Source organism: Bradyrhizobium stylosanthis, from assembly GCF_001641335.1.
Classification (GTDB): domain Bacteria; phylum Pseudomonadota; class Alphaproteobacteria; order Rhizobiales; family Xanthobacteraceae; genus Bradyrhizobium; species Bradyrhizobium stylosanthis.
Window position 1 is genome coordinate 1,051,430 of sequence record NZ_LVEM01000003.1, and the last position, 26,980, is coordinate 1,078,409.

General features: G+C 65.8%; 25 protein-coding genes. 7 read left to right on the top strand and 18 right to left on the bottom strand.

Translation table 11 applies throughout. The features are described from left to right. Positions 1–465, top strand: a complete 465-nt coding sequence (locus A7X65_RS24655) for a universal stress protein (protein ID WP_063689911.1) — start codon at positions 1–3, stop codon at positions 463–465. Between the two features lie 3 nt (positions 466–468). Here the strand turns inward: A7X65_RS24655 and A7X65_RS24660 are convergent, their stop codons facing one another. The 3 genes from A7X65_RS24660 to A7X65_RS24670 all read right to left on the bottom strand — a co-directional run bounded on the left by A7X65_RS24660 (position 469) and on the right by A7X65_RS24670 (position 4,220). Then, complete coding sequence (locus tag A7X65_RS24660) at positions 469–1,215, bottom strand: metallophosphoesterase family protein (protein WP_063689913.1); 747 nt, start codon at positions 1,213–1,215, stop codon at positions 469–471. A 150-nt stretch (positions 1,216–1,365) separates the two neighbouring features. Next, a complete protein-coding gene (locus tag A7X65_RS24665; protein ID WP_063689915.1) occupies positions 1,366–2,856 on the bottom strand; it encodes a carboxylesterase/lipase family protein in 1,491 nt (496 codons plus the stop codon). 23 nt (positions 2,857–2,879) lie between these two features. Continuing rightward, positions 2,880–4,220, bottom strand: coding sequence for an MFS transporter (locus A7X65_RS24670; RefSeq protein ID WP_063689917.1), 1,341 nt, complete (start codon positions 4,218–4,220; stop codon positions 2,880–2,882). A 205-nt stretch (positions 4,221–4,425) separates the two neighbouring features. On the opposite strand from A7X65_RS24670, the gene A7X65_RS24675 reads away from it, so the two are divergent. Beyond that, positions 4,426–5,076, top strand: coding sequence for a TetR/AcrR family transcriptional regulator (locus tag A7X65_RS24675; RefSeq protein WP_063689919.1), 651 nt, complete (start codon positions 4,426–4,428; stop codon positions 5,074–5,076). Positions 5,077–5,148: 72 nt separating this feature from the next. Here A7X65_RS24675 and A7X65_RS24680 read toward each other — a convergent pair whose 3' ends face one another. The 6 genes from A7X65_RS24680 to A7X65_RS24705 all read right to left on the bottom strand — a co-directional run bounded on the left by A7X65_RS24680 (position 5,149) and on the right by A7X65_RS24705 (position 11,050). Beyond that, positions 5,149–5,934 (bottom strand): ABC transporter permease, encoded by a 786-nt coding sequence (locus A7X65_RS24680; RefSeq protein ID WP_063689921.1) that lies wholly within the window; start codon positions 5,932–5,934, stop codon positions 5,149–5,151. Further along, complete coding sequence (locus A7X65_RS24685) at positions 5,931–6,743, bottom strand: ABC transporter permease (protein WP_063690779.1); 813 nt, start codon at positions 6,741–6,743, stop codon at positions 5,931–5,933. Before A7X65_RS24685 ends, A7X65_RS24680 begins: the two co-directional genes overlap by 4 nt. A 69-nt stretch (positions 6,744–6,812) precedes the next feature. Next, positions 6,813–7,862 carry an ABC transporter substrate-binding protein gene (locus A7X65_RS24690; RefSeq protein ID WP_063690777.1) on the bottom strand — a complete coding sequence of 350 codons (1,050 nt, stop codon included), beginning with the start codon at positions 7,860–7,862 and terminating at the stop codon, positions 6,813–6,815. 28 nt (positions 7,863–7,890) lie between these two features. After that, on the bottom strand, positions 7,891–9,198 hold the full coding sequence (locus A7X65_RS24695; protein ID WP_063689923.1) for an NAD(P)/FAD-dependent oxidoreductase: 1,308 nt from the start codon (positions 9,196–9,198) through the stop codon (positions 7,891–7,893). Between the two features lie 16 nt (positions 9,199–9,214). Further along, complete coding sequence (locus A7X65_RS24700; RefSeq protein WP_063689926.1) at positions 9,215–9,931, bottom strand: HAD family hydrolase; 717 nt, start codon at positions 9,929–9,931, stop codon at positions 9,215–9,217. A 36-nt stretch (positions 9,932–9,967) separates the two neighbouring features. Beyond that, positions 9,968–11,050: an ABC transporter ATP-binding protein gene (locus A7X65_RS24705; RefSeq protein ID WP_063689929.1), complete on the bottom strand. Its 1,083-nt coding sequence runs from the start codon at positions 11,048–11,050 to the stop codon at positions 9,968–9,970. 210 nt (positions 11,051–11,260) lie between these two features. Here A7X65_RS24705 and A7X65_RS24710 point away from each other — a divergent pair, with 210 nt between their 5' ends. Then, the gene (locus A7X65_RS24710; protein ID WP_063689932.1) at positions 11,261–12,199 is read left to right on the top strand and encodes a LysR family transcriptional regulator; all 939 of its coding nucleotides are present in this window, start codon (positions 11,261–11,263) and stop codon (positions 12,197–12,199) included. Between the two features lie 15 nt (positions 12,200–12,214). On the opposite strand, the gene A7X65_RS24715 is transcribed toward A7X65_RS24710, so the two are convergent. From A7X65_RS24715 to A7X65_RS24745, 7 genes are all read right to left on the bottom strand, one after another. Further along, positions 12,215–13,672, bottom strand: a complete 1,458-nt coding sequence (locus tag A7X65_RS24715; RefSeq protein ID WP_063689934.1) for a M81 family metallopeptidase — start codon at positions 13,670–13,672, stop codon at positions 12,215–12,217. A 69-nt stretch (positions 13,673–13,741) separates the two neighbouring features. Further along, on the bottom strand, positions 13,742–14,932 hold the full coding sequence (gene uxuA, locus A7X65_RS24720; protein ID WP_082885032.1) for a mannonate dehydratase: 1,191 nt from the start codon (positions 14,930–14,932) through the stop codon (positions 13,742–13,744). Between the two features lie 13 nt (positions 14,933–14,945). After that, entirely contained in the window at positions 14,946–15,995 is a 1,050-nt protein-coding gene (locus tag A7X65_RS24725; RefSeq protein ID WP_063689937.1) for an L-idonate 5-dehydrogenase, read from the bottom strand. Then, positions 15,992–17,398, bottom strand: a complete 1,407-nt coding sequence (locus A7X65_RS24730; RefSeq protein ID WP_063689940.1) for a TRAP transporter large permease — start codon at positions 17,396–17,398, stop codon at positions 15,992–15,994. Before A7X65_RS24730 ends, A7X65_RS24725 begins: the two co-directional genes overlap by 4 nt. A 4-nt stretch (positions 17,399–17,402) precedes the next feature. Beyond that, positions 17,403–17,981, bottom strand: a complete 579-nt coding sequence (locus tag A7X65_RS24735; RefSeq protein WP_063689943.1) for a TRAP transporter small permease — start codon at positions 17,979–17,981, stop codon at positions 17,403–17,405. A gap of 257 nt (positions 17,982–18,238) precedes the next feature. Continuing rightward, positions 18,239–19,198: a sialic acid TRAP transporter substrate-binding protein SiaP gene (locus tag A7X65_RS24740; RefSeq protein ID WP_063690783.1), complete on the bottom strand. Its 960-nt coding sequence runs from the start codon at positions 19,196–19,198 to the stop codon at positions 18,239–18,241. Between the two features lie 90 nt (positions 19,199–19,288). Continuing rightward, a complete protein-coding gene (locus A7X65_RS24745) occupies positions 19,289–20,116 on the bottom strand; it encodes a FadR/GntR family transcriptional regulator (protein ID WP_063689948.1) in 828 nt (275 codons plus the stop codon). A 143-nt stretch (positions 20,117–20,259) separates the two neighbouring features. Between A7X65_RS24745 and A7X65_RS24750 the strand changes: the two genes are divergently transcribed. Further along, a complete protein-coding gene (locus A7X65_RS24750; protein WP_063689951.1) occupies positions 20,260–21,741 on the top strand; it encodes a mannitol dehydrogenase family protein in 1,482 nt (493 codons plus the stop codon). A gap of 106 nt (positions 21,742–21,847) precedes the next feature. Continuing rightward, positions 21,848–22,255, top strand: coding sequence for a nuclear transport factor 2 family protein (locus A7X65_RS24755; protein WP_063689954.1), 408 nt, complete (start codon positions 21,848–21,850; stop codon positions 22,253–22,255). A gap of 68 nt (positions 22,256–22,323) precedes the next feature. On the opposite strand, the gene A7X65_RS24760 is transcribed toward A7X65_RS24755, so the two are convergent. Continuing rightward, positions 22,324–23,034 carry an HAD family hydrolase gene (locus A7X65_RS24760; RefSeq protein WP_063690785.1) on the bottom strand — a complete coding sequence of 237 codons (711 nt, stop codon included), beginning with the start codon at positions 23,032–23,034 and terminating at the stop codon, positions 22,324–22,326. Between the two features lie 146 nt (positions 23,035–23,180). Between A7X65_RS24760 and A7X65_RS24765 the strand changes: the two genes are divergently transcribed. Continuing rightward, positions 23,181–24,026 carry an SDR family oxidoreductase gene (locus A7X65_RS24765; protein WP_063690787.1) on the top strand — a complete coding sequence of 282 codons (846 nt, stop codon included), beginning with the start codon at positions 23,181–23,183 and terminating at the stop codon, positions 24,024–24,026. 121 nt (positions 24,027–24,147) lie between these two features. After that, positions 24,148–25,416 carry a serine hydrolase domain-containing protein gene (locus A7X65_RS24770; protein WP_063689956.1) on the top strand — a complete coding sequence of 423 codons (1,269 nt, stop codon included), beginning with the start codon at positions 24,148–24,150 and terminating at the stop codon, positions 25,414–25,416. Positions 25,417–25,473: 57 nt separating this feature from the next. Here the strand turns inward: A7X65_RS24770 and A7X65_RS24775 are convergent, their stop codons facing one another. Then, the gene (locus A7X65_RS24775; RefSeq protein ID WP_063689959.1) at positions 25,474–26,361 is read right to left on the bottom strand and encodes a dienelactone hydrolase family protein; all 888 of its coding nucleotides are present in this window, start codon (positions 26,359–26,361) and stop codon (positions 25,474–25,476) included. Between the last annotated feature and the right edge of the window lie 619 nt (positions 26,362–26,980).

The window sequence follows — 26,980 nt, forward strand, 5'->3', positions numbered from 1 at the left end:
ATGTACGCCCATCTTCTTCTGAGCACGGATGGATCGGAGGTCGCGAAAAACGGCCTCAGGCACGGAATTGCCCTGGCGAAGGCCTTGAAGGCCAAGGTGACGGTGATCGCCGTGACCGAACCGCTGCCGGTCGACTACGGAAGCGGACACGCCTCGGGATGGATACCGTCGCAGCACGAGATGGATGTCTTCGACGCCGCGTCCAAGCAGCGCGCGGGCAATTTCCTCGATCAAGCGCGCGCCATGGCGGAGCAGGCCGGGATATCCGCCGAGCTCCTGCATGTTCCGAACGCGCACCCCGCCACCACGATCATCGCGACGGCCAAGTCGGGCGGCTGCGACTTGATCGTCATGGGCTCCCACGGACGCCGCGGTCTCAAGAAGCTGTTCCTCGGGAGTCAGACATCGGAGGTCCTGGCGGACGGAAGCGTGCCGGTGCTGGTCGTGCACAACGAACAGAAATGAGAGCTACGTCCCCTCCCGCTCTACCCAACCCGTTGCGATGGCGCTCGCCCAGGTGAGCATTCCCTTGGCCTGCGCCAGTGCGGCCATGGTCGCGGTGTCGTAGGGCACGTAGCGGATCATGGCGGACCAGCCGCCTCGGACTTGCTCCAGGATTGCGTAGCTCGCGTGCGGCGTGCCGACCTCGACCACATAGGGAACGGGCACCTTCCCGTCGTAACCGGGCAATCCGACGCTGCCGGGATTGACCACCATGCGCCCGTCCCTGAGGCGAACAACTCGTGGAATGTGCGTGTGCGCGCACAGGATGAGGCCTGCATCGATCCCCGCGGCACCAGCTTCGATGGCCGCGATTCCGGCCGGGCGCACGCTGCCGTCATCCGCGATATGATCGAGCCAGAACGCAGCATCGTCCTTCGGCGATCCATGGCACAGGAACACCCGCTCCCGGTACATCAGGGTGGACGGCATGCTGGCCATCCAATCGAAATGCCTGGGCTCGAGCTGCCGGAAATCGCTGCGCGCCGAGACGCCGGCCTGCCGGATCTCCAGCAAGATGCGATCCTGATCGCCCCGTATCGACGGAAAGCCGCGCTGAATCAGCAGGTCCGCGGTTCGCGCCGCCTCGAGCGGGCCGCTGACGTGATCGCCGAGATTCACGGTCTCGTCGATACCGAGCGCGGCAATGTCCGCGAGCACGGCCTCGAGCGCCGGACGATTTCCGTGCACGTCCGCGATGGCAGCAAACTTCATGTGGCCTCTCCGTTCGAGATGGCCGACGATTCACGCAATGCGGGTCGATGCAGGGTCTGCGGTTCTCTTTAGCTGCATTTTTAAAAAGCGCCCGCAAGCTGAGGATCAAATCGGCGCTGGAGCAAGCCTTACATGAGCGGGCTATCGCGTTCAAGCGATCGCCGGGACGCGCGGCGCGCCGGATTGCAGCTCCGCCCACAGGCGCGGACGCACGCCTTCGCTGAGAGGCACGACATGGAACGGCTGGCCGAAGATGGCGAGCGGCTCCCTTTCCGGTTCGAACCGCGGCCAGGCTTCCGCGACATCGGGCACACCCGTCGTGACGAAGCGCAGCAGGCTCGCCTGAAAACGCGCCGCAACATCGATGTCGGCAGCCGTCATCGGTCCGCCCTTGCGCTTCAGGATCGGGCGATCGATGAAGTCGGGCAGGTGCGCCCAGAGGCACGCATTGTCCGCGCCGTGGGTCGGCCCCTGCGACAGGAACGGCTCCAGTGCCGGGCGATGGTCGAACCGGCTCAGCCACACCGCGCCGCCGGCCGCAGCATGCAGCCGCGCCAGATCGGCCATCGGGCGATGCCAGAACGCGTCGGATAGCAGCGCTTCGTAGGGATCTTCATCGACGCGCGCCGTGGCGCGGTAATAGGCCAGCAGACGTTCCCAGCCGGCATCGCCGAGCGAGGTCCGCACCTGGCGCTCGGTGGTGCGGATCATCGCAGCCGGCGGCGTGCTCTTCAGGAACATCGCCATCTCGTCGCGGCAGGAGCCGAGCCAGAGCGGAATGTGGCGCAACCCGCCGTCGGCGAAGGCGTCGCTCGGCTCGCGCGGGATGACGCTGCCGTCGAGCACCGGACCGAACACGGTACCTGACGCCGTCTCATCCGCGATCATGCGGCCGACGCGCTCGACTGCGGCAAAGAGCCTTGGCAGCGGCACCGAGGCGATCGCGGTCGGATCGCGCGCCAGCTCGACCTCGTCAAGCACGCGGCGCGCGACCGCGTCGGCATGATCGGCGCTCATGATGCTCCGCCCGGGCGCGCTCAGCGCGAGGGCGCGGATGAACTTGCCTCTCGCCTGCGGCAGCGTCGCCAGCGCGATCACCAGGGAGGCGCCGGCCGACTGGCCGGACAGAGTGATGGCGTCGGGATCGCCGCCGAAACCCGCGATGTTGGCGCGCACCCAGTCGAGCGCGGCGAGCGTATCCGTGATGGCGAGGTTGTTGGCTTCGCTCAATCCGTGACGGTGGAGCTGCAGGAAGCCGAGCGGGCCGAGCCGGTAGTTGATGGTGACGACCACCGCGGGGCCATGCGCGGCGAGGAATGCGCCGTCGTAATCGGCGCCGCCGCCGGTGACGAAGGCGCCGCCATGGATGAAGAACAGGACGGGCAGCGGGCCATCGGCCTTGGCCGGCACCCAGATGTTCAGGCTGAGACAGGCCTCCTCAGCGGCTTGATCGAGGTGGCCGGGCTGCGGCGCGTAGGCGCCGTAGTCCGTGCAGCGACGCGGCTCCGTCCACGCGCGGGGCGGTACCGCCCTTGCAAAGCGCCGCGCGGTTGCGAACGGCACGCCCTTGAAGGCGCGCAGGCCGTCCTGCTCGGCGCCGACGACCGGCCCGCTCGTGGTCGAAACTGCGTTGGTCAGCATGCGCTGCTATCCTGTCTGTTCGCTCAAGCGCGCCGCTTGCCGAGATCGGCGATATCCACGGTGTGGGTTTCGCGCGCGGTCGCCGCGGCCGCCGCCGAGATCACGCAGCAGCAGGCCACGAAGATCGCCACCGGAACCCAGCCGTTCGGTCCCTCGCCGACCAGGCTCGCACTGACCAACGGCGTGAAGCCGGCGGCGAGGAAGCCAAGCTGGGTACCGATCGCCGTGCCGGAATAGCGCACGCGCGCTTCGAACATCTCCGCGTAGAACGACGGCCAGATCGCGTTCGGCGCGGCATAGACCACGCCGGACAGGATCATCGCCGCTGCAAAGATCGCGATCGTGTTGCCCGACGTCACCAGCATGAAATAGGGGAACAGCAGCACGGCGCAGCCAAGCACACCGCCGATGAATACCGGCTTGCGGCCGATCCGGTCAGCGAGCAGCGCCCACAGCGGCTGGGTGATCAGCGCGGTGACATTGCCGAGCACACCGGCCCACAGCATGGTCGGACGCGCGACGCCGAATTTGGACGTCGCGTAGCCGAGCGCGAACACGGCGGTCATGGTGCTGACGGTGGCGATCAAAGCGCAGACGATCACGCGCAGCACGTCAGGCCAGTAATCGCGCAGCAGTGCCACGACGGGAAAGCGCGCCACCTTCGCCTTGTCCTTGATGTCTTCGAAGACCGGCGTTTCCGGCATGGTCCGCCGCACCAGATAGGCGACGACCAGCACGAAGAACGACAGCAGGAACGGAATGCGCCAGCCCCAGCTCAGGAGCTGGTCTTCCGGCAGGCTCGACACCGGGATGAACACCAGCGTCGCCAGGATCGCACCGGCCTGGGTGCCGCTCAGCGTCCAGCTCGTGAAGAAGGCGCGGTTGGAATTGGCGGAATGCTCCAGCGTCAGCGAGTTCGCCCCGCTCTGCTCGCCGGCCGCCGACAGGCCCTGCAACAGGCGCAGCAGCGTCAGGATGACAGGCGCGGCATTGCCGATCGATTTCGCGTCCGGCAGCAGCCCGATCGCGAGCGTCGAGCCGCCCATCAGCACCAGCGTGAACAGCAGCACCGTCTTGCGCCCGATGCGGTCGCCGAAATGACCGAGGATCACGGCGCCGACGGGACGCGCGATGTAGCCGATGCCGAAGCTCAGCAGCGCGAGCAGCGTCGCCGTGCCGGGATCGACATTGGCGAAGAACACCTTCGGGAAGATCAGCGCCGCCGCGGTGCCGTAGATGAAGAAGTCGTAGTATTCGAGCATGCTGCCGACGAAGCTGACCAGCGCGGCGCGCTTCGGCAGCTTGTTCGGCGTGGCTTCCGCTGCGGATGACGCAGGCAGCGATGCGGTTGACGTCACCGTCATGAAATTCCTCCCCATGTGTCCCGTGCGGTTCGCGTCAGGCGGTTCGCCAGTACGCGTGTTCTGGTTTTTGTTGCCGCAGCTTTGCTTCCCGCGCATAATGTACGAACTAGTACGTTTATGCAATACGCGTTGGATCACGGCCCGAGGGGGCGAAATTTGCCTTCACCTTCAAGGTGATCCGTGGAAACTGGCGGGAGAAACAGCAATGCTCGAGCGCATGCCGCCCCCATCGAAGCGCACCAACGACCCCGAGCGCACCAAGCGCGACATCCTCGAAGTGGCGATGGCCGAATTCGCCTCGGAGGGCTATTCCGGCGCCCGCGTCGACGCGATCGCGGCGCGGACGCGCACGTCGAAGCGCATGATCTATTACTATTTCGGCGGCAAGGAGCAGCTCTATCTCGCCGTGCTGGAAGAAGCCTATCGCAGCATCCGCGCGCTCGAGGACCAGCTCGACATCGAAAGCTGCGATGCCCGCGAAGGCCTCCGCCGGCTGATCGAGGCGACCTTCGACCACGACGAGCGCAATCCGAACTTCATCCGCCTCGTCTCCATCGAGAACATCCACCACGGCAAGCATCTGAAGCAGAACCTGCAGCTGCGCCAGCTCAATGCCAGCGTGATCGCAACGCTCGACGGCATCCTCAGGCGCGGCCGCACCGAAGGCGTGTTCCGCGACGACGTCGACGCCATCGATTTGCACCTCGCCATCTCCTCCTACTGCTTCTTCCGCGTCGCCAACCGCCACACCTTCGGCGCGCTGTTCGATCGGGATCTCAGCGAGCCCAGGGTGCTGGCGAAGAGCCGGGGGCAGATCGTGGAGATGATCCTGGCGTGGCTGGGGGCGAAGGCTTAGCTGGCGCCAAACATTCGGTGTCGTCCCGGCCTAGTGCGCAATTGCGCACTAGGCCGGGACGACATCGGGGCCCTACCCGCCCCGCTTCTGCCGCGTGCTCGCCAGCAGCACCAGCATGAACGACGCCGCCGTCATCAGCGTGGAGATCGCGGCGATCGTCGGGTCGATCTCGTCGCGCAGCGCGGTGAACATGCGCTTGGTCAGCGGCTGGTACTGGCCGCCGGAGATGAACAGCGCGACGATGGTCTCGTCCATCGCCGAGATGAAGGCGAAGATGCCGCCCGCCACCACGCTGGACTTGATCTGCGGCAGCGTCACCGCAAAGAAGCTGCGCAGGCGGTTCATGCCGAGGCTGCGCGCTACCATCTCCTGTGCGGGATCGAAGCTCTGCAGGCCCGCCAGCACCGAGATCACGACGTAAGGCAGTCCCAGCATCACGTTGGCCAATACGAGGCCGGGCATGGTCGCGACCAGGCCTACCCTGGCATAGACGAAGAAGATGCCGACCGCGGTGATGATGATCGGCACCACCAGCGGCAACAGCAGCGCCATGTGGATCAGGCGCATGATCCGCAGCTTCGACTGGCTGATGGCATAGGCGGCGGCAACGCCAAGCGGCGTCGCGATCACCACGGTGAGGAGCGCGACCGTCAGCGTCACCCGCGTCGCCTGCATCCAGGCGGGATTTGAGAAATATTGCTGGTACCACCGCAGCGAGAAGGACGGCGGCGGGAAAGTCAGGAAGCGCGCGCTGGAGAACGAGATCGGCGCGATGATCAGCACAGGCAGGATCAGATAGACCAGCACCAGCGCGCTGATTACGTAAAGGACGATCCGGGCGGGCGAGGCGCGCATCATTTCTGCCCCAGCACGCGATCGAGCGAGATGAAGCGGCTGACGACGAAGAAGATCGCAAGCACGCTGAGCAGCAGCACGACGGCAACGGCGCTCGCGGCGCCGAACTGGTTGTAGAGCTCGACATTGCGGCTCACCAGCATCGACACCATCACGGTGCGGCCGCCGCCGAGCAGCTCCGGCGTGATGTAGAAGCCGAGGCAGAGCACGAACACCATGGTGCAGCCGGCGAGCACGCCCGGCAGCGACAGCGGCAGGAAGACCCGCATGAAGGTCAGCGACGGGCTCGCGCCCAGGCTGGCGCCGGCCTGCATGAGATCGCCGGGGATCTTCTGCATGGTGGCGTAGAGCGGCAGCACCATGAACGGCAGCAGGATGTGCACCGTCGCTACCACCGTACCGAACGTGTTGTGGACCAGCGCAAGCGGCTCCGAGATCACGTCGAGATAGCGCAGGAACTGGTTGATCACACCGGTACGCTGCAGCAGCGCCAGCCAGGCATAGGCGCGCACCAGCACGCTGGTCCAGAACGGCAGCACGACCAGCGACAGGATGAGGATGCTCCATCCCTTCGGCACGGAATTGGCGAGATAGGCGACGGGATAGCCGAGCAGTAGCGCGATGACAGTCACCGCGAGGCTGATCTCGAAGGTCAGCGCAAAGCTGCGCCAATAGACGTCTTCGGTGAAGACGCGGCGATAATTCTCCAGCGTGAAGCCGTCATGATAGATCGACTGCCAGGCGAGCCAGCCGACCGGCAGCACGATCAGCGCCAGGATCACCAGCAGTGCCGGCGACACCAATGCCAGCATCAGCGCATGCTCGCGGCGCTGATGCTTCAGGGATGGATCTGGCACCGATGTCGTCAACGCCGCCTCGCCCTACTTCTGCATGAACGATGCCCAGCGCTTCTCGGCGGCCTCTCCGGCCGGAGAAGACCACCAGGCATAGGACATCAGCGCCTGCTTCGATGCGTTGGCGGGCTCGCTCGGCAGTTGCGCGGCACGCTCGGGCTTGATCACGTTGGTCTCGAACGCCTTGGGATTGCCCGGACCATAGTCGATGTGCAGCGGCAGATTGGCCTGGTGCACGGGATCGACGGCCTCGTTGAGGAACTTCACCGCCGTCTCGAGATTCGGTGCGCCCTTGAGGATGCACAGCGAAGTGCTCTGCAGGATGCCCTGATTGTAGGTGAAGGACACCTTGGCGCCTTCCTTGGCGACCGCGCTGACACGGCCGTTCCAGGCCATCTCCATGTCGACCTCGCCGTCGTTGAGGAGCTGCGCCGATTGCGCGCCCGAGGTCCACCACACCGTGATGTGCGGCTTGATCTCCTCCAGCTTCCTGAAGGCGCGGTCAACGTCGAGCGGATAGAGCTTGTCCGGCGCGACGCCATCGGCCATCAGCGCGGCCTCGAGCGTAGCGAACGGGTGGTTGCGCAGCGCACGGCGGCCGGGGAATTTCTTCACGTCCCAGAAATCGGCCCAGCTGTTCGGCGCGTCCTTCGGAAAGGTCTTCTGGCTGTAGGCCAGCACGCTGGAATAGAACTCGTAGGACACCGAATAAGGACTGCGATACGCCTCCGGCATCGCCGCGCCGTTCGGAATCTTCGAGAAGTCGAGCTTCTCGATCAGCCCCTGTTCGCCGCCGCGCAGGCAGTTGCCGGTCGGCGTGTCCACCACGTCCCAGATCGGCTTGCCGCTGCCGACCTGCGTCTTGATCGCGGGCCAGGCGTCGGGGATGGAATCCTGGTTGATGGTGATGCCGAGCTTCTTGGCGGAGGGATCGAGGATCGCCACCGTCTGCGCCTGCTGATAGGCGCCGCCCTGCGAGACGAAGGTGATCTGTTCGGCGGCATTCGCCGCGGTGCCGCCGAGCGCGAGCGCGCCCAACAGCGCGCAGCCCATTTCAAAATTCCGTTTCGTGTTCATCCTCGCCTCCTCCATCGCCAAAATGATCTCACCGACCGATCGCATCGAGAAACTGGTACCAGCCGGCGACCATGCGCACGGCGGGCTCGCGCAGCGGATAGAACGGAATGGCCTTCATGCGGCTGACATCGAGCAGGCCGACGTCGGGGCTCTCGCCGCGTACGAGGGCGGCGAGATAGCGGCCCATCAGGCTCGACATCGCAACGCCGGCGCCGTTGTAGCCGAGCGAGACCAGCGTGCGGTCGTCGAGCCGGCCGATATGCGGCACCGAGTCCAGCGTCATGGCGACGAGGCCCGACCATTTGTAGTCGAGCGGAATGTCGGCGAGATCCGGGAAGATGCCGACCATCGCCTTGCGCAAGGCATCGAAGGCGGCCTGCGAATCCTCCTTGCCGAAGGCGCCGCGGCCACCGAAGATGACGCGGTTGTCGACCATGCGGAACCAGCGCATCATGCGCTTGGTCTCGGTATAGGTGCGCCCCGTCGGCATCAATTGTCCCGCGAGATTGCGCGGCAGTCGTTCCGTCGCGACCATGGCGCTGCGGAACGGGATCAGCGTGCGCTGCAGATGCGCGGTGGCGCCGGTCAGGTCGGAATAGCTGTTGGTGGCGATGATCGCCTGCTTTGCGCGCACGGCGCCTCGTGGCGTCTCGGCGACGATGCCGTCCTTCTCCCGCCGAAGCTTTATCACCGGCGATTCCTGGAAGATGGGCACGCCGCGGCCGGCCACGCCGCTCGCGAGCCCGCGCAGATAGTTCAGCGGATGGATGCCGCCCGAGCCGGGATTGAGCACGCCGCCGACGAAAATGTCGGAGCCGGTCTCCTCGCGCACGCCGTCCTTGTCGAGGATGCGGACCTCGGCCGATCCCATCTCGCGCGTCATCCAGTTGGCCTCGTCGATCGCCGCCCGGAGCGTCGTCTCATTATGCGCAGCCTTGACCTGGCCGGTGCGCGTCAAATTCGCGCTGGCGATGCCGAATTCGGAGACGAGCTCCTCGACCATGTCGGTCGATTCATGTGCGATCTCGTACATGCGCTTGGCCATGGAGCGGCCGTGCACGGCGTCGATCTCGCGGAACGAGAGGCGGAACTTTGCGGTGATCACCCCGCCGTTGCGCCCGCTCGCGCCCCAGCCGGGACGGTTCGCCTCCAGCACGACAGGCGCAAGCCCACTCCTGGTGATGTGGTGCGCGGCGGAGAGGCCCGTATAGCCCGCGCCGATGATCACCACATCTGCCTGCTGTTCGCCCGACAGCGCGGGAAAGGCGCGCGCCGGATCCGCCGTGGCTTCCCACAGCGAATTGACCGATGGCAGCGCGCTCCAGTCCCGTGTCATGCCCGTACTCACGACCTTACGCCGCCGGCCCGATCGCCGCGTCGGCCAGCGCCTTCAGTGTCGGATAGTGGAAGTCCGGCTTGGTCAGCGTTTCGACCGCCGGCGTGCCGCCGAAACCGGCGATGCCCTGGCGGCGCTCGATCCAGCACACTTTGTAGCCAAGTTTCCGCGCGATCCCGATGTCGTGATACTGGCTCTGCGCGACGTGCAGGATGTCGGACTGCTTGTAGCCAAACGCCGACTGACGGCCCCTGTTGTAGGCGAAGAACTCCGGGTTCGGTTTTGCCACCCCGGTGTCGTCGGCGCAGACGGTGTCGTCGAAGGGGTTGCCGAGCGCATGCGCGTAGCAGGACAGCGCAACGCGGTCGGCGTTGGTCATCGCCACCAGGCGGAACTTGGTGCGCAGGCGCTTCAAGGCCTCGACCGAATCCGGGAACGGGCCCCAGCGCAGCACGGCGAGCTGGAACACGTCGCAGGAGGCGTCGTCAGCCGGCAGCCCGAGCTCCTTGGCGAGATAGCGATAGACGTGGAACATCACCTCGCTCGAGCGCTCATAGTGCTTGTCGCGGCCGCGCTTGTAGGATTCGAAGATGACGTCGTCGCTGAGCTCGGCCGGCGTCTTGCCGGAGATCCTGCGCACCGCTGCGAGCACGCCGGCCTCGAAATCGATCAAGGTGCCGACGACGTCGAAAGTAAGAACCTTGAAGTTGCTGAACGCGGCTTGGGTCGACATGTGGTTTCTTCTCTCCGGTTGGACGCGGCTTTAGGTTCAGTCCCCCACCCGGGGCACGACGATGGTGTCCTCGGGGTGGAGCGTGACGGTGAGGCTACCGCCGAGCGGCGGGATGCGGTGATAGGCCTGGTGATAGGCCGGCTGGCGCAGACTGAGCGCGATGCCATCGGCAAGCGCCAGGAAGATGCGCAGGCTCTCGCCCTGGTAGACGATGTCGGTGACCGTGCCGGTCAGCCGGTTGCAGGCGCCGTCCTGCGCGCCGTCGTCGATCAGCAGCTTCTCGCTGTGCACCGCAAGCATCAGCGCATCGCCGTCGGGAATGGCGCGGGCGCTGCGCAGAAGTGCGTTGCCGAGCGCGACGCTGGAGGCATCGACGCGGCGAACGGGGAGCATCGTCGCCTCGCCGATGAAGCTGGCGACGAAGGAATCCGCGGGATGATCGTGCAGCCGCTCGGGCACGTCGATCTGGACCAGCCTGCCGTCCTTCATCACGGCGACGCGGTCGCTCATGGTCAGCGCCTCGCGCTGGTCGTGGGTGACATAGATGATGGTGGCGCCGATGCGCCGGTGCAGCGCCCGCAGCTCGATCTGCATGGATTCGCGGAGCTGCTTGTCGAGCGCCGAGAGCGGCTCGTCCATCAGGATCAGGCGCGGCTCGAAGATCATGGCGCGCGCGAGCGCAACGCGCTGGCGCTGGCCGCCGGAGAGCTGAGCGATGCCGCGCTCTTCATAACCGGCAAGGCCGACCATGCCGAGCGCCGCGCGCACCTTGTCCGGCCAGGAGGATTTCGGCAGGCGCCGTGCGCGCAGCGGAAAGGCGACATTCTCGCCGACGCTCATATGCGGGAACAGCGCATAGTTCTGGAACACGACGCCGATGTCGCGCTTGTGCGGCGGCATGTAAGTGACATCGCGCCCGCCAAAGAGGATTGTGCCCGAGGTCGGCAGGATGAAGCCGCCCAAGATGCCGAGCAGCGTGGTCTTGCCGGAACCGGAGGGGCCGAGCAGCGAGACGAACTCGCCGGCGCCGACATTGAGGGACACGTCGTCGAGCGCGCGAACCGCGCCGTAAGCCTTGCTCGCGGACCTGATCTCGACGCTTTCCGCTCGTTTGTCCAACGATCGACCTCGCCATGTCCTGCAATGGCGTGCCTCACTGCGCGCCATAAGCCTGCTTTATAGACAGGGATCTGGAGCCCGCACCGTCAAAGCGTGCGCCGCACCAAATCTTCTCCCGAAGCCCCTGTGTTTAGGCTGTCATGCCAATGACACCAGACTTGGCAAAACTCGGCAATTGCCAAATTCTCACCGCGTCCATAACATGACGTTATGCCAGAGCTGCGCCGCATGCTGCCGTCGAGTAACGCCCTGTTCGTCTTCGACGCGGCGGCGCGCAACGGCAGCTTCACGGCGGCGGCAGCCGAGCTGAACGTCACGCAGCCCGCGGTGAGCCGCATGCTGGGCCAGCTCGAGGATCATCTCGGCGTCCGCCTGTTCGATCGCAAGGCGGGCCGCGCGGTGCTCACCGAGGAAGGCGAGCTGCTCTATCGCCGCGTGCTCGAAGGTTTTCGCAGCATCGAGAGCGGGCTCGTGGAGATCGAGCGGCGGCGCAAGGGCACCGAGACAGTGACGCTGTCGGTCTCCTCCGCCTTCACCACGCACTGGCTGATGCCGCGCATCGACAAGCTGCAGAAGCAGTTTCCGCAGGTCGACCTGCGCTTCCAGCTCATCTCAGGCGCGCTGCGCGGTCCGGTGGAGAATGTCGATCTCGGCATGCGCTTTCGCGACCGCGACGAGCCGTCGTCCGGCGGCACGCTGGTGATGAAGGAAGCGATGCTGCCGATGTGCAGCCCGGCCTATCTCGGCGAGACCGATCCCGCCGAGGGCAATACCATCATCCGCCTCGCCGAGACGCCCGGCGACTGGGCCGCAGACTACGCCTCGCTGCTCACCGGACGCCGCGGCGCAGCCAAGGGACTGAGCTTTACCGACTATGCCGTCGTGGTGCAGGCCGCCCTGCTCGGCCAGGGCATCGCGCTCGGCTGGCTCACGGTCGCCTCGCACTGGCTGCTGACCGGCGCGCTGGTGCCGGCCTCCGACCGGCTCACCACCACGCGCCGCATCTGCGAATTCCTGCCGCCACGCAACCGGGCGATGCGCCCGATCGCTGCCGAGATCCGCGACTGGATCATCGCGCAGATGCGAAGCGAGATCGCCGCGATCGACCGGCTCTATCCGAAGCTGAAATTGATGACCGCCTGCTATTGAAGCGCGGATGCGCCGTCAGCCGGCATCCAGCGGCCATTTCGGTCGCTTGATCTTGCGATACGGCAATGACGTGATGTCGCGCGCGACGACGCCGGGCACGTCGACCATGATGACCTTCGCAGCGATCGGCTCGAAGGATGCGCGGAAATGCTGGGATGACTTGACCACGACAATCTTGCGCTGCGCGGGATCGACCCCGAGCTGCGTAAAGAGATCGGCGCCGAAGGCCTGGCAACGGAAGGTCGAGAGCGCGACCTCGACGCCGTTGCACGCTATGAGCGCGCAGTCGCCGAGCTTCGCCGGCGTTCCCGCAAGTCCCGTCATGACCATGTCCGCCTTGAGCGCCCGGATTTCCCAGACGGCGTCGACGGGATCGCCGGACAGCGGCCCGATCTTGCCGCCGATGCGCAGGCCAAGGCGCGCGCCGACGCCGGCATCGAAGGCAATCCGCACGGCGCCGGGATCCCACAGCGGCCCGAGACAGGCACTCGCGACGTTGCGGTCGAGGAGGCGCCGCAGGATATAGGTCGAATCGCCCGGCGCGCCGCCGCCGGGATTGTCGTTGCCGTCGCCGAGCACCACCGTACCGTTCGTGGCGACCGCCGCATCGAGCGCGGCATCAACACCGATCAGGGGCTCGACGAGCGCATCGCGCAATTCGCGCAGCTCGCGCGCCAGACGTTGCGCCAGCTCCTTCCCCCGAGCGCCGTCGGGATCCGCCGCGGCGTCGCTGTAGACGAGCATCCTGGTGCCCATGTCGGGCACATCGCCCCACGAGAAGCCGTGCACGATCGAGACCGACACGATGCCGTCCTTGCCCTCGAGCGCGCGCACGCGGTTCACAAAGCTCTTTCCCGGTTCACGCGTGGTGTGCAGCGTCGCAATCATGCCGGTATCGACGACCGCGGATTTGAGCTTGAGCCGCTTCTCGGCCAGTGCCGTGCAGAACGCGACGAGCTCCCTCGCCCGCTCCAGAATGTCCGTGTGCGGATACTCCTTCCAGCAGATCAGGAGATCGGCATTGCCAACCATGGCATCGCTGAGATGGGTATGCGGGTCGAGCGTGCCGCCGATGACCGTATCGGGCCCGACGATCTGCCGGACACGCGCAAGGAGATCGCCTTCGCAATCGTCATAGCCGTCGGCGACCATCGCGCCGTGCATGCCGAGCAGGACCATGTCGACGGGAAGAGCGGCCTTGAGGTCCGCAAGGAGCTGGTCGCGCAGGCTCTCGAAGGCTGCGCGCGTCACGATGCCGTTGGGCACGGCCGCCGCCACCAGCCCCTCGATCAGGGTCCAGCCACGCGAAGGCCCGACCTCGCGCGCGGCCCAAAGCGGGCCGCCGTGCATCTGCATCCGGTCGGGATGTTGCCCGGCCGGATAGTAGGCACGCTCGTGGAAGGCCGACACGCCTGTCGGCATCGGCGCAAAGGTGTTGGTCTCGGTGGCAAGGGCGGCGGAAAAGACGCGCATGGAAGGTCAGTTCTCCCTGATATCGTCACGGATTATCGCCGCTCTGCCGCCAAAACTAAAGCGCTGGCATCACCGATGCTCGATCGCCCGGATCGCGCCGCGCAGCTCCGCAAGGCCGCGCAGGCGGCCGATCGCGGTGTAGCCGGGATTGGTGCGCTTGGTCGCCGCGAGATCGTCCAGCATGCGATGACCGTGGTCGGGCCGGAACACGATTTGCTTGTCCTTTGAGCGCCGCGCGTTCTCCTTCAGGAGTGCCTTGAGCACCGCGACCATGTCGACGTCGCCGTCGAGGTGATCGGACTCGTAGAACGACAGGCCGTCCGCCTCGCGCTTGGTGGCGCGCAGATGGGCAAAGGCGATGCGCGGGCCGAAGCGTTCGGCCATCTCAGGCAGGTTGTTCTCCGCGCGCACGCCGAGCGAGCCCGTGCACAGGCAGATGCCGTTCGCCTTCGACGGCACGGCGTCGAACAGCGCCTGGTAATCGTCGGCGGACGAGGCGATGCGCGGCAGGCCGAACAGCGGCCGCGGCGGATCGTCGGGATGCAGGGTCAGCGACACCCCGAGCTGCTCGGCGACCGGCGTCACCTGCGCCAGGAACTCGGCCAGATGCTGCCGCAGGATTTTTGGCGTGATGTCGCGATAGGTCTCGAGCCGGTCGCGGAACTGCGGGATCGTCATCGGCTCGGTGGTCGAGCCCGGCAGCGCGCTGGCGATCACCATCACGAGATAGTCGATGTCGGCCTGGCTCATCTTGTCGAACAGCGCTTTCGCGCGCGCCTGCTGCTCCGGCGAATATTCCTGCGCGGCGGCCGGGCGCTTCAGGATATGCAGCTCGAACGCGGCAAAGCGGTCCTGGTCGAAACGCATGGCGCGGGCGCCGTTCGGCAGCTCCCATTCCAGATCGGTGCGGCACCAGTCCACGACGGGCATGAAATTGTAGCAGATGATCTTGATGCCGCTGGCGGCGACCGCCTCCAGGCTCGCGATCCACGCCTCGATCGACTTCGTCGCCTTGCCCCCGAGACGCTTGACGTCGTCGGGGATCGGGATCGATTCCACCACCGACCAGGTCAGCTGCGAGCGGCCGGGCTGGCCTTTCTCGATGAAGTTCTTGCGCTCCTCGACCGCCTTGCGCGTCCAGGCTTCGCCGATCGGCACCTGATGCAGCGCCGAGACGATATCGCTCGCCCCGGCCTGCCTGACGTCGTCGAGCGAGACCGGATCATCCGGCCCGTACCAGCGCCATCCCTCGAGCATCATCTGGCCTCTCCAATCAATTCGCGGTCAGCACGACCTTGACGCTCTGCGAGCGGTCGAGCGCCAGCCGCAGCGCGTCGGGCGCGGTGGACAGCGGCCGCTCGGCGGTCACCAGCGACAGCACGTCGACGCTGCCGGCGCCGATCAGTTCCACCGCATTCATGAACTCGAAGCCGAAGCGGAACGAGCCGCGCAGGTCGATCTCCTTCGCCATCACCGCGTTCGACGGCGTCGGGATCTGGCCGCCCGGCAGATTGCCGATCTGCACCACGACACCACCGCGCCTGACAATGCCGATCGCGCTGGCGAGGCCCGCAGCAGTCCCCGAGACCTCGAACGCGACGTCGTAGGGACGCGACGCGGCCTGGGCCTTCAGTCCTTCCTCACCACCCGAGACGTTCTCGACGTGCGAAGCGCCGAGCTTGGTCGCAAACGCAAGCGGGGCGGGCGCGATGTCGGCCACGGTGACATCAGCCATGCCGGCGCGGTGCGCGGCGAGCATGGTCAGCAGCCCGATCGGGCCGGCACCGAAGATGATGCCGCGCTTGCCGTCGATGTTGCCGGCGCGCGCGACCGCGTGCAGGCAGACCGCGAGCGGCTCGGCCAGAGCCGCCGCCTGATACGATACGTGGTCCGGAATCTTCACGCACTGCGCCGGGACCGCGTCGAAATAATTGGCAAAGCCGCCCTGCATGTGCGGGGTCTTCGAGGCCGAGCCCATGAAGTAGATGTTCTCGCAGAGGTTCGGCCGGCCTTCGCGGCAGGCGACGCAATGGCCGCACCAGCGCGACGGGTTGACCGCGACGCGGTCGCCGACCTTCAGGTTGGCAGCGGCGCCGGAGATCTCCACCACCTCGCCCGAGATCTCGTGACCGAGCACCAGCGGCGACTTCACGACGAAATCGCCGGTCCGGGCGTGACGGAAATAGTGCATGTCCGAGCCGCAGATGCCGCCGGCGCCGAAGCGGATGCGCACCATCCCGTTCGCGAGCTTGTCGAGCGGATGCTCGACCATGCGCAGGTCTTCGGGGCCGAACAGGGTTGCGGCGAGAGCGGTCGAGGTCATTTGGAGAGTCCCATGTATTTAGGCAGCCAGAGGGTCAGTTCGGGAATGTAGGTGATCGCGATAAGCGCGAGCATCAGCGGCACCAGCCAGGGCAGGATCGCGACCGTCGTGCGCTCGACCGAGAGTTTTGCGACGCGGGCGAGCACGAACAGCACCATGCCGAGCGGCGGATGCAATAGGCCGATCATCAGGTTCAGCGTCATGATCAGGCCGAAGTGGATCGGATCGATGCCGAGCTTGAGCACGATCGGCAGCAGGATCGGCACCAGGATGGTGATCGCCGCCGTGGTGTCGATGAAGCAGCCGACGAACAGGATGAGCACGTTGGCGAGCGCCAGGAACACCCATTTGTTGTGGGTGATGCTGAGCATCCAGTCCGACAGCATCTGGGCGGCCTGCGACACCGTCAGCAGCCAGGCGAAGATCGAGGCCGCGGTGACGATGAACAGCACCGAGGCCGTGGTCTCGATGGTGTCGAAGGTCGCCTTTGCCACCGTCTTCAAGGTCATGGTGCGGTAGCGGACGAGGCCGAGGAACAGCGACCAGATCACGGCTGCCACCGCGGCTTCCGTCGGCGTGAACCAGCCCAGCGTCATGCCGCCGATCAGGATGACGGGCGCCATCAGCGCCATCACCGCCGAGAAGTCGAAGTACCAGTCGATGATCAGCAGCGTGCCGAGACCGATGACCACGGCCATGTTGACCGACATGCCGGCCATCACCATCAGCCAGATTGCCATCGGGAACGCCAGCACGATGGCGATCTCGAGGCCGGCCGAGCCGAGCTGCGGCCAGGAGAACGGCGTGTCGCTGCCCCATTTGTTCTTGTGCGCGAAATAGGTGACCGTCGCCATCATCAGCAGCGTCATGACGATGCCGGGAATGACGCCGCCCAGGAACAGCGCGCCGATCGAGACGTTCGCCATCATGCCGTAGATCACGAACGGCAGCGACGGCGGGATGATCGGCCCGAGCGTGGCCGAGGCCGCGGTAACACCGACCGAGAACTCGGTGGAGTAGCCGTGGTCCTTCATCGCCTTGATCTCGATGGTGCCGAGACCCGCGGCGTCCGCGATCGCGGTGCCGGACATGCCGGAGAAGATCACCGAGCCGATGATGTTGACGTGGCCGAGACCGCCGCGCATCCACCCCACCAGCGCGACCGCGAATTTGTAGATGCGGCCGGTGACACCGGCGATGTTCATGAGATTGCCGGCCAGGATGAAGAAGGGAACGGCGAGCAGCGGAAAGCTCTCGACGCCGGCGATCATGCGCTGCGCCAGCGTAACGTCGGGCGTCACGCCGCTGACCAGGATGTAGAGCAGCGACGATGCGGCCATGGCAATCGCCACGGGAACGCCGAGCAGCATCAGGACGAGGAAGCCTCCGAGCAACAGAAACATGGGATTACCCTTCAAAACCGTCGTAGGCGCCGGGACGTTCGAGGATCGAATAACCCTGTCGCAAATGTTGAATGGCTACCTGCACCGAGCGCGCGAACATCAGCACGAAGCCGGCCAGCACGGCGTAGTAGACGTAGTCCTTGGGGAGATTGATCGTGGTCATCGACTCATCGCCGATGATCTGGATGTAGACCCAGACCAGCTTGATGGCGTAGCCGAAGAAAGCGATCCGGATCAGGTCGATGATCGTGGACAGCGTGCGCGCCACGGGATGCGGCAGATAGCGGTAGATCAGGTCGACCTGGATGTGCCGCGACAGCCGCACGCACATCGATGAGCCGATGAAGACCACGCCGATCAGGCAATAGGTCGCGATCTCCTCGGTCCAGGCATAGCTGTCGTTGAGGACGTAACGAGTGAAGAACTGCAGGAAGACGGCAAGCGCCATCACCCAGAAGATCGCCAGCGCCACCCAATCCTCGAAGGCGTAGACGCCGAGATCGACCTTCGGCGTCGCCTCCTCCTCGAAGGTATGGGCGATCTCGTCGCCGGTGATCTGCCTGTGCACTTCGACGGTGGACATGGGGGTTACTCCTCAAACGGGCTCGGTCGTTCCGGGATGGTGCGCTAGCACCAGACCCGGAACCTCGAGATTCCGGGCTCTCGCTGCGCGAGCCCCGGAATGACGAGTTAGGTCTATTGCGTCACTTTGCTCCGCTCCTCATCCTGAGGAGCTTGCGAAGCAAGCGTCTCGAAGGATGGTCCCGGGCGACACCTGAGTGACACCCGGGCCTTCATGGTTCGAGACGCGCTTCGCGCTCCTCACCATGAGGGTCTTGCTTACTTGACCGCCTGGATCCGCTCCCAGTCGGCCTTGCGATAGCCGAAGGTCTCGAACGGAACGTTCTTCAGAACGGTGTCGCGGAACTCGTTCTTGTCGACCTCGGTCACGGTCAGGCCCTTCTCCTTGAAGAAGGCGACCAGCTTGGCCTCGTTCTGCTTGATCTCGCCGGTCGCCTTGGCAGCGGCTTCCTGCGCGACGTCGGTGAAGATCTTCTTGTCCTCGTCGCTGAGCTTCTTCCAGAGCGCGCCCGCCACCACGGTGTTGAGGTGGTCGACGATGTGGCCGGTCAGCACGATGTGCTTCTGCACCTCGTAGAACTTCTTGGCCTCGATCGTGGTCAGCGGGTTCTCCTGCGCCTCGACGGTGCCGTTCTGGAGCGCAAGATAGACCTCGGCGAACGCGATCGGCGCGGTGTTGGCGCCGCAGGCGCGCGGCATGGCGAGGTAGGCCGGCACGTCGGGCACGCGCATCTTCAGGCCCTTGAGGTCGGCGCAGGTCTTGATCGGCTTGTTCGACGAGGTCTGGCGCACGCCATAATAGGTCACCGCGACGATGTGGTGGCCGCTCTTGTCCTCATAGCCCTTGGCGAGCTCCTTGAAGATATCGCTCTTGGTGTAGGCGAGGAGATGGTCCGCGTCGCGGAAGGTGTAGGGATAGTAGGTCACGCCGATCGGCGGGAAGCTCTTGGCCGCGAAGCTCGAGCCGGAGATAATGATGTCGACCGAGCCGAGCGACAGGCCCTGGTTGATGTCAGCCTCCTTGCCGAGCTGCGAGGCCGGATAGACGTCGATCTGGTAGCGCCCGTTGGTGCGCTTGCCGATCTCCTGCGCGGCCCAGACCGAAGCGGTATGGAACGGCTCCGAGGTCTCGTAGACATGGGCCCATTTGAGCTTGGTCTGCGCCATGCCGGGGTTGCTTGCTGCGAGCATCGCCGCGACCGAAGTCGCCAGCACCATCGTCATCTTCTTCAACACTGTCTTATCCTCCACTGACTAAAGTCTGCTTCTTGTTTGTCCGCCCCAAAATCGGGAACGGGCCGCCCAATCTCATCGCCGCCGTGCACTGCCGCTCTTGGCACGCTCCTTGGCACTTTCCTTGGTGTGCTCCTTGGCCTGCTTCTTCGGCGCGCTATCAGATTTTGCCGGAGCTCGCGCCGGCCGGCTCCCGCCGGCGGCAGTCTCGGCGCCGAAATTCTGCGCAAAGCGTTCCTGCGAACGGGCCAGATGTTTTCGCATGGCCTCACGGGCGGCGTCGGGATCGTGTCTCGCGATCGCGTCGCGCACGGCACGATGCTCGTCCAGCGCGGTGCGCCACGTGCCCCGGCTTTCGAAATAATGCGCAAGCTGCGCGAAATAGGGATTGAGACGCTGGTCGAACAACTCGCCGACCACGCGCACCAGCACCGCGTTGCCGAGGCTGCCGGCGATCGCGACGTGGAAGGCGCGGTCATGCACCATCGAGGCTTCGCCGGGGTGCTCGACATTCTCCATGGCGACGAGCGAGGCATCGATGCGGGCGATATCGTCCCTGGTCGCGACGCGCGCGGCCTGCTCGGCGATGGCGCTTTCCAGGAATTCGCGGGCGCGCAGCAGCTCGAACGGGCCTTCGATACCGGCGGCCGGCAGCGTGGGCGCGGCGTCCGCCGGCTCGGTCACGTAGATGCCGGAGCCGACGCGGATACGGACGCGGCCTTCGACCTCGAGCGCGATCAGGGCCTCGCGCACCGTGGGGCGCGAGATCTTGAGCTGCTCGGCGAGCTCCCGCTCGGTCGGCAAGCGGCTGCCGACCACGTACTCGCCGCTGTCGATCAGGCTTCGCAATTGATCGGCGACCTGGCGATAAAGCCGTCTCGCCTCCACAGCTTCCAGCGGCACGCTGGTCCTCCCGAAAGGGCTGCGCGGGGGTCGTCAAACCCGCGGCCCGCCAATTTTTGGAAAATTGGTCTTACCAATTGACCGGAGCATTGACCTGATACGGGCGCCATGTCAAGCAGCGGCAAAGCAAGGGGGAGACGTCCATGCGCAATTCAGAGCGCCTTGGCAGCGCCAATCTCGACCGGTTGGCACCCGGCATCCGCCGCCCGGCCTATGACCGCGCACGCGTTACACCCGGTATCGTGCATCTCGGCCTCGGCGCCTTCCACCGCGCGCACCAGGCTGTGGTCATCGACGATTGCATTGCCGGCGGCAGCATGTCCTGGGGCATCGTCGGCGCCAGCCTGCGCAGCCCGGATACGCGCGACGCCCTCGCCCCTCAGGACCATCTCTATACCGTTGCCGTACGCGCAGCCGAAGGCACCGAGCACCGCGTGATCGGCGCCCTGCTCGACAGCGTCGTCGCGCGCGAGAAACCCGCAGCGCTGGTCGAACGGATGGCCGATCCCGCAGTTCGCATCGTCTCGCTCACGGTCACCGAGAAGGGCTATTGCCACACGCCGCAGACCGGCGATCTCGACGAGCGGCATCCCGACGTCGTGCACGATCTCAACAATTTTGACGCGCCGCGCTCGGCGCCCGGCTTCATCGTGGCGGCGCTGGCGCGCCGGCGCGCGCAGGGACTTCCGCCTTTCACCGTGCTGTGCTGCGACAACCTCGCTGCCAACGGCCACACCGTGCAGCGGATCGTGACGCAGTTCGCCGCGCTCCGCTCCAAGGATCTCGGCAAGTGGATCGCAGACAACGCCGCCTTCCCTTCGACCATGGTCGACCGCATCGTGCCGGAGACGACGGACGCCGACCGCGATGCGGTGTCATCCGCGCTCGGCCTGCTCGACGCCTGGCCGGTGATGACCGAGCCCTTCACGCAATGGGTGGTCGAGGACCGCTTCACCGCGGGCCGGCCCGACCTTGCCGCCGCCGGCGTCGAGCTCGTCACCGACGTCAAGCCGTTCGAGCTGATGAAGCTGCGGCTGCTCAACGCGAGCCATTCGGCGCTGGCCTATCTCGGCTATCTCGCAGGTTACGAGACCATCGCCGACACCATGACCGATCCGCATTTCGCGCGTCTGGCCGCGCGGGTGATGGAAGAGGCCGCGGTAACGTTGACGATGCCCGCAGGCACGGATCTCGCCGCCTACCGCGCCTCGCTGCTCAAGCGTTTTTCCAATCCAGCGCTGCACCATCGCACCTGGCAGATCGCGATGGACGGTTCGCAGAAATTGCCGCAGCGCCTGCTCGGCGCGATGCAGGATCGTCTTGCGCGGAACCTGCCGGTCGACACCCACGCGCTCGCGGTCGCCGGCTGGATGCGTTACGTCACCGCCACTGACGAGAAGGGCCGCGCCATCGACGTGCGCGATCCGCTTGCGGCCGAGTTCGCCGCGCTGGCACGCGAGGCCGGTCCCGTCGCCGAACGGCTCGCGCCCGCACTGCTCGGCGTCCAGAAGGTGTTCGGGCCCCTGGGCAACGAGCAGCGCCTGCGCGAAGCCGTGACCGCGGCGCTCGGCCGCCTCTATCAAGACGGCGCGCGACGGGCCGTGGAGATGCTTGTCTCGGCATGACCATAAAGTGGGCAGCGTCTTGAATGCTGCACTGCGGTCAAACCAAACGCAAAATCGAACGGAAGTCGCGCTTGATTTTTGCCTGTCATTGCCGCACCCGAGAGGTATGGCAAAGGACAGCAAGGTCATCGCCGCGAACGCGGCCTTCTATGCCGCCTTCTCCACCGGCGACTTCGCCGGCATGGAGAAGATGTGGGCGGACGACGACGCCATCTCCTGCATCCATCCCGGCTGGCCCGCGATCATCGGCCGCGCCACCGTGATCGGAAGCTGGCGCGACATCCTGCAGAATCCGGAACGGCCGCAGATCGTTTGCGCCGAGCCGCAGGCCATCGTCGACGGCGACAGCGCGCGCGTGCTCTGCATCGAGATCGTCGACGGCACAGCTCTGGCCGCAGCCAACCATTTTCGGCGCGTCGGCGACGGCTGGCGCCTCGTCCATCACCAGTCGAGCCCGATTGCGCAGATTGTCGAGCAGGCTGAAGACGATAGAGCGAGCCACAGGGTCCACTGACGACGGGCTCTTACGCCGGCGTGGTCTACTGTGCATGGGGTTGTTTTCCAACTTTTGTGTTGGCCCCCTCATCCAAGGCCCGACAGATCATCCAGCACGGCCCTCGCCGCGCCGAAGTCGTCATCCCCAAAGAACATGCTGCGCGTGATCAGCACCGGAATGTTGGCCTGCGAGGCCGCGATCAGGCCGTTGGCGGAATCCTCGATCGCAAGGCACGCAGACGCGTCGATCTTCAGCCGCGCCAGGACCTCGAGATAGACATCCGGCGCCGGCTTCTTGTGCCTGACATCGTCGCCGGCCACGATCGCATCGAAATCGGCGGCCCAACGCTGGCCCAGCGCCCGCGACAGCAGCGCATCGATGTTGCCGTGCGAGGTGGTGGTCGCGATCGCAAGCCGCTGGCCGCGCGCCTTCGCGGCAGCAAGCAGTTCCGCCACGCCCGGTCGCAAAGGACAGCAGCCGGTCTCGACCAGCTCGGCGTAATGGGCAGTCTTGATGCGGTGAAGCTCGACGATATCCGGATCCGACAGCGGCGGCGCGATCCACTGCCTCGTATGGTAGGCGCGCATGCGTTCCTTGCCGCCGGTCACGCGCAGCAGGTCCTTGTAGGTGGCCCGGTCCCAATGCCAGTCGAGACCGTGCCGGGCGAAGGCGTGGTTGAAGGCCCGCCGATGCAGCTCCTCGGTCTCGGCCAGGGTGCCGTCGACATCGAGGATCAGCGCAGCCGCGCGCCGGACCAGTTCGACTGCACCCGCTGGAGCGATCGCTTCTGCCTGCATGGTCGATGCCTCCCTGTCACGGGCGACCATCGCCCGCACTGGCGGTCGAGTAAAATCGCAATATCTTTTGCCGGACCCAAAAATCTCTTATGAGCGACAGGCGCACCGCCAGCGCGAACGGGAACCTCGACCTGCACGGGAGACGCATGCGGCTCTTCATCCTCGGCCTCGGCTACAGCGCCCAGCATTTTGCCCGCAAGTTCGGCGGCGCCTTCTCGCACATTGCCGGCACGGTGCGCGATCCCAAGAAGCGTGACGACCTTGCGGGTATCGAGCTGCACGGCTTTTCCGGCGGCAGCCCAACCGACGAGACGGTCAAGCGCGTCAGTGAGGCCGATGTCGTCCTGGTCTCGATCCCGCCCGGCAGCACCGGCGACCCCGCGCTCGCGGCATTCGGCGACGTGCTGGGGAGGCACCGCCGCAAGATCATCTATCTCTCCACCATCGGCGTGTATGGCGATCACGGCGGGGCGTGGGTGGATGAAAGCACGCCGACGCAGGCCGCCTTCGAGCGCACGCGCCTGCGGCTCGCGGCCGAGCAGGCCTGGATGGACATCGCGCCGGGCAACGTCGCGATCCTGCGGCTCGCCGGCATCTACGGCCCCGGCCGCAACGCCCTGGTGACGCTGCGCACCGGGACGGCCCGGCGCATCATCAAGCCGGGACAGGTGTTCAACCGCATCCACGCCGACGATATTGCGAGCGCGATCATGGCCGCGATCGGCCACCAGGGCGGCATCTTCAATGTCTGCGACGACGAGCCCGCGCCGCCGCAGGACGTGATCGCCTATGCCGCGCGGCTGATGGGTGTCGCGCCTCCGCGGGAAGAGGCGTTCGAGACGGCCGAGATGTCGGCGATGGCGCGCAGCTTCTATGCCAGCAGCGCCCGCGTCTCCAATGCGAAATTGAAGCGCGAGCTCGGCGTTGCGCTCGCCTATCCCAGCTATCGCCAGGCGCTGGATGCGCTGTGGCGCGCCGGCGAAGGCCGCTAGGTTCCGGCACGATCGGCGCCTCCCAGACATGCCGTGCCCGCGCTTGACTTCGTTCCGGCGCGGTCGTGATCTAGGCAGCGCGCGAGCCACTCCGATAACGAGCTCGCCTGGGAGGAATAGAATGAACAAGACGATCGCCATGATCGCGGCGGCGGCTGCCGCCATCACGCTCGGTGCAGCGCACGCCGCGCCGCTGCCCGAAACCAATCCGGATGACGCCGGCTTCTCGAAGCAGGGTCTTGCGCGGCTCGACAGTTTCTTCGCACGCGAGATCGCCGCCAAGCGCGTCCCCGGCGCGGTGGTCGCCGTCGCGCGGGACGGCAAGCTCGTGCACTACAAGGCCTATGGCATGCTCGATCCGGGCAAGGGCACGCCGATGCCCGTTGATGCGATCTTCGCGCTGGCCTCGATGACCAAGCCGATGGCGGCGGTCGCCGGCCTGACGCTGATGGAAAGGGGCCAGCTGCCGCTCCAGGCCAAGCTGTCCGACTACTATCCCGGCTTTGCCGACATGAAGGTCGGCGTGCCCCAGAGCGACGGCTCGCTCAAGCTCGAGCCGCAGGCATCGCCGATCTTCATCCACGATCTCTACCGACACACCTCCGGACTGATGTATGGCGGCCGCCCGGACTCATCGAGCCCGGTGGCGCGGCAATATCCTGACGGCGTCGCGCCCGCAATCGAGGGCGACACCCAGGCTTTCGTCGACCGCATCACGAAGCTGCCGCTGGCGCACCAGCCCTCGACCGAATTCGAGTACGGTTTTTCGATCGACGTGCTGGGCGCGGTGGTCGAGAAGGTCAGCGAGCAGAAGCTCGGCGACTATCTCGCCGCCAATGTCTGGCAGCCGCTCGGCATGAAGGACGCGACCTTCCACCCGACCGACGCGCAACGCCCGCGCCTCGCCCGCCCGTTCGCGAACGATCCGCTGACCGGCAAGCCGCAGGCCATCAAGCTGCTCGATAGCCCGACCAAGTTCGATTGCGGCGGCGCCTGCTCGTTCGCGACCGTCGGCGACTACGTCCGCTTCGGGCAGATGCTGCTCAACGGTGGCGAGCTCGACGGCCAGCGCATCCTCGGCCCGAAGACCGTGCACCACATGACGACCAATCACCTTGGCCCGGAGATCAAGAACAACGTGGCGAATGTCGAGCCGCATCGCGGCGGCTTCGGCTTCGGCCTTTCCGTGGCGGTCCGCACCAGCGAGGGCCTGTCGTCGGTCCCCGGCAATCCCGGCGAGTTCACTTGGAACGGCGCCTATGGCACGCAGTTCTTCTGCGATCCGAAGGAGCGCCTCGTCGTCGTGGTGGGAACGGCGGCGCCGGGCGAGCTGCGCAAATATTATCGCGAGCAGGTCCAGGACATCGTCTACGGCGCGATGACGAAGTGAGACCAGCGCTGCTTGATAGAGAAAGGGCGGCCACGCGGGCCGCCCTGAAATTCGGTATCAGCTCAACACGCCGTATTTCTTGAACCAGGCTTCCGCCTGCTTCCAGGCATCGTCCGCGGCGTCCCTGCGATAGCTGCCGCGATAGTCGGCGTGGAAGCCATGCGGCGCATCGGGATAGATCTTGAATTCGGCCGTCTTCTTGTTCTCTGCGAGTGCCGCCTTCATCTGCTCGACCTGGGCGACGGGAATGCCGGTATCGGCACCGCCATAGAGGCCGAGCACCGGTGCCCTCATCTCGGGAACGAGCTGCATCGGGCTCTTCGGCCAGAGCGGATTGGCGGGGTCGACCACCGTGCCGTAGAAGGCAACACCGGCCTTGAGATTGCCGTTGTGGGCCGCGTATTCCCAGACGGTGCGTCCGCCGCGGCAGAAGCCGATGATGCCGAGCTTCGCCGTGTCGCCGCCCTGCGATCCCGCCCATGCCACCACCGCGTCGAGGTCGGACAGCAGTTCGGCGTCCGGCTTGGCGTTGACGATCGGCAACAGGTCCTTGATGTCGGTGATCTTGGTGAGGTCGGTGCCCTTGCGGAAGTAGTAATCGGGCGCGATGGCGAAGGCGCCGAGCTTGGCGAGGCGCCGCGTCACGTCCTTGATGTATTCGTGCAGGCCGAAAATCTCCATCGCCACGATGATCACCGGCGCCTTGGTGTTGCCGGCCGGGCGGGCGAAATAGGCCGGCATCTCCTCCGAGCCCACCTTGATCCTGGCATCGCCGGTCTGGAGGCCGTTCGTGTCAGTCGTGATGATGTCGGCGCGGACCGGACCGGCCGCGAGCGTATAGCCAGCGGCGACGGCCGCGGTGGCGCTCATGAATCCGCGGCGGGAGAACGGGGCGACTTTTGTCAGCCCGACGACGTCGGATGTCATGGTGGTTTCAAAGCTCATCGGTCTTTCCCTTCCTATTCCCTGTACTGGTGCCCCCCGGGGCGAGGCATTCGCCAATAGTTGCAGGGCAAAGGCAAGTCACCAGCCTGCGAGGACGCCGCCCTCCGTCTCATTCCTTCGTTGGCGCGCACCGGCGTCCTGCGACTGTCGCTCGGGTCCGCCTACCCGGATTTGATCGTGTGCGGGCTTTAACCGCGTAGCTGCATTGCGGCGCAACATCCATTAACCCAACATTGCGACTCTACAGCCGCGGCCCGCGCGGTCAGGAGTTGCAGATCCGTGGCCGCTTCGCGCCGTTCGAAGCGTTCGGTTGCAACAAATAGCCTGCGCAGTGGCGGTAACGACACATCATGTTGCCGGGATGCCGCGCGCGCGGTCGGAATCCGGCGCGAAGCGCAGTCATTTGACTGAAATTTTCCGAAGAGTTGAGCCGTGCGATTCACCCGAACTTTCTTTGTGACGCTCTAGTTCGACGGCCGGAAGTTCCATGTTCGGGAACGGAGAAGCGTCATCCCCCAGGGCGTGCTCCGCCAGGACGAAGGATCATCCGAGAGCTTCATTGTCGCCCACCCAGATTGCGCTGCCCCAAGGCTCAATTGACTAAAGATTTATCCGACCT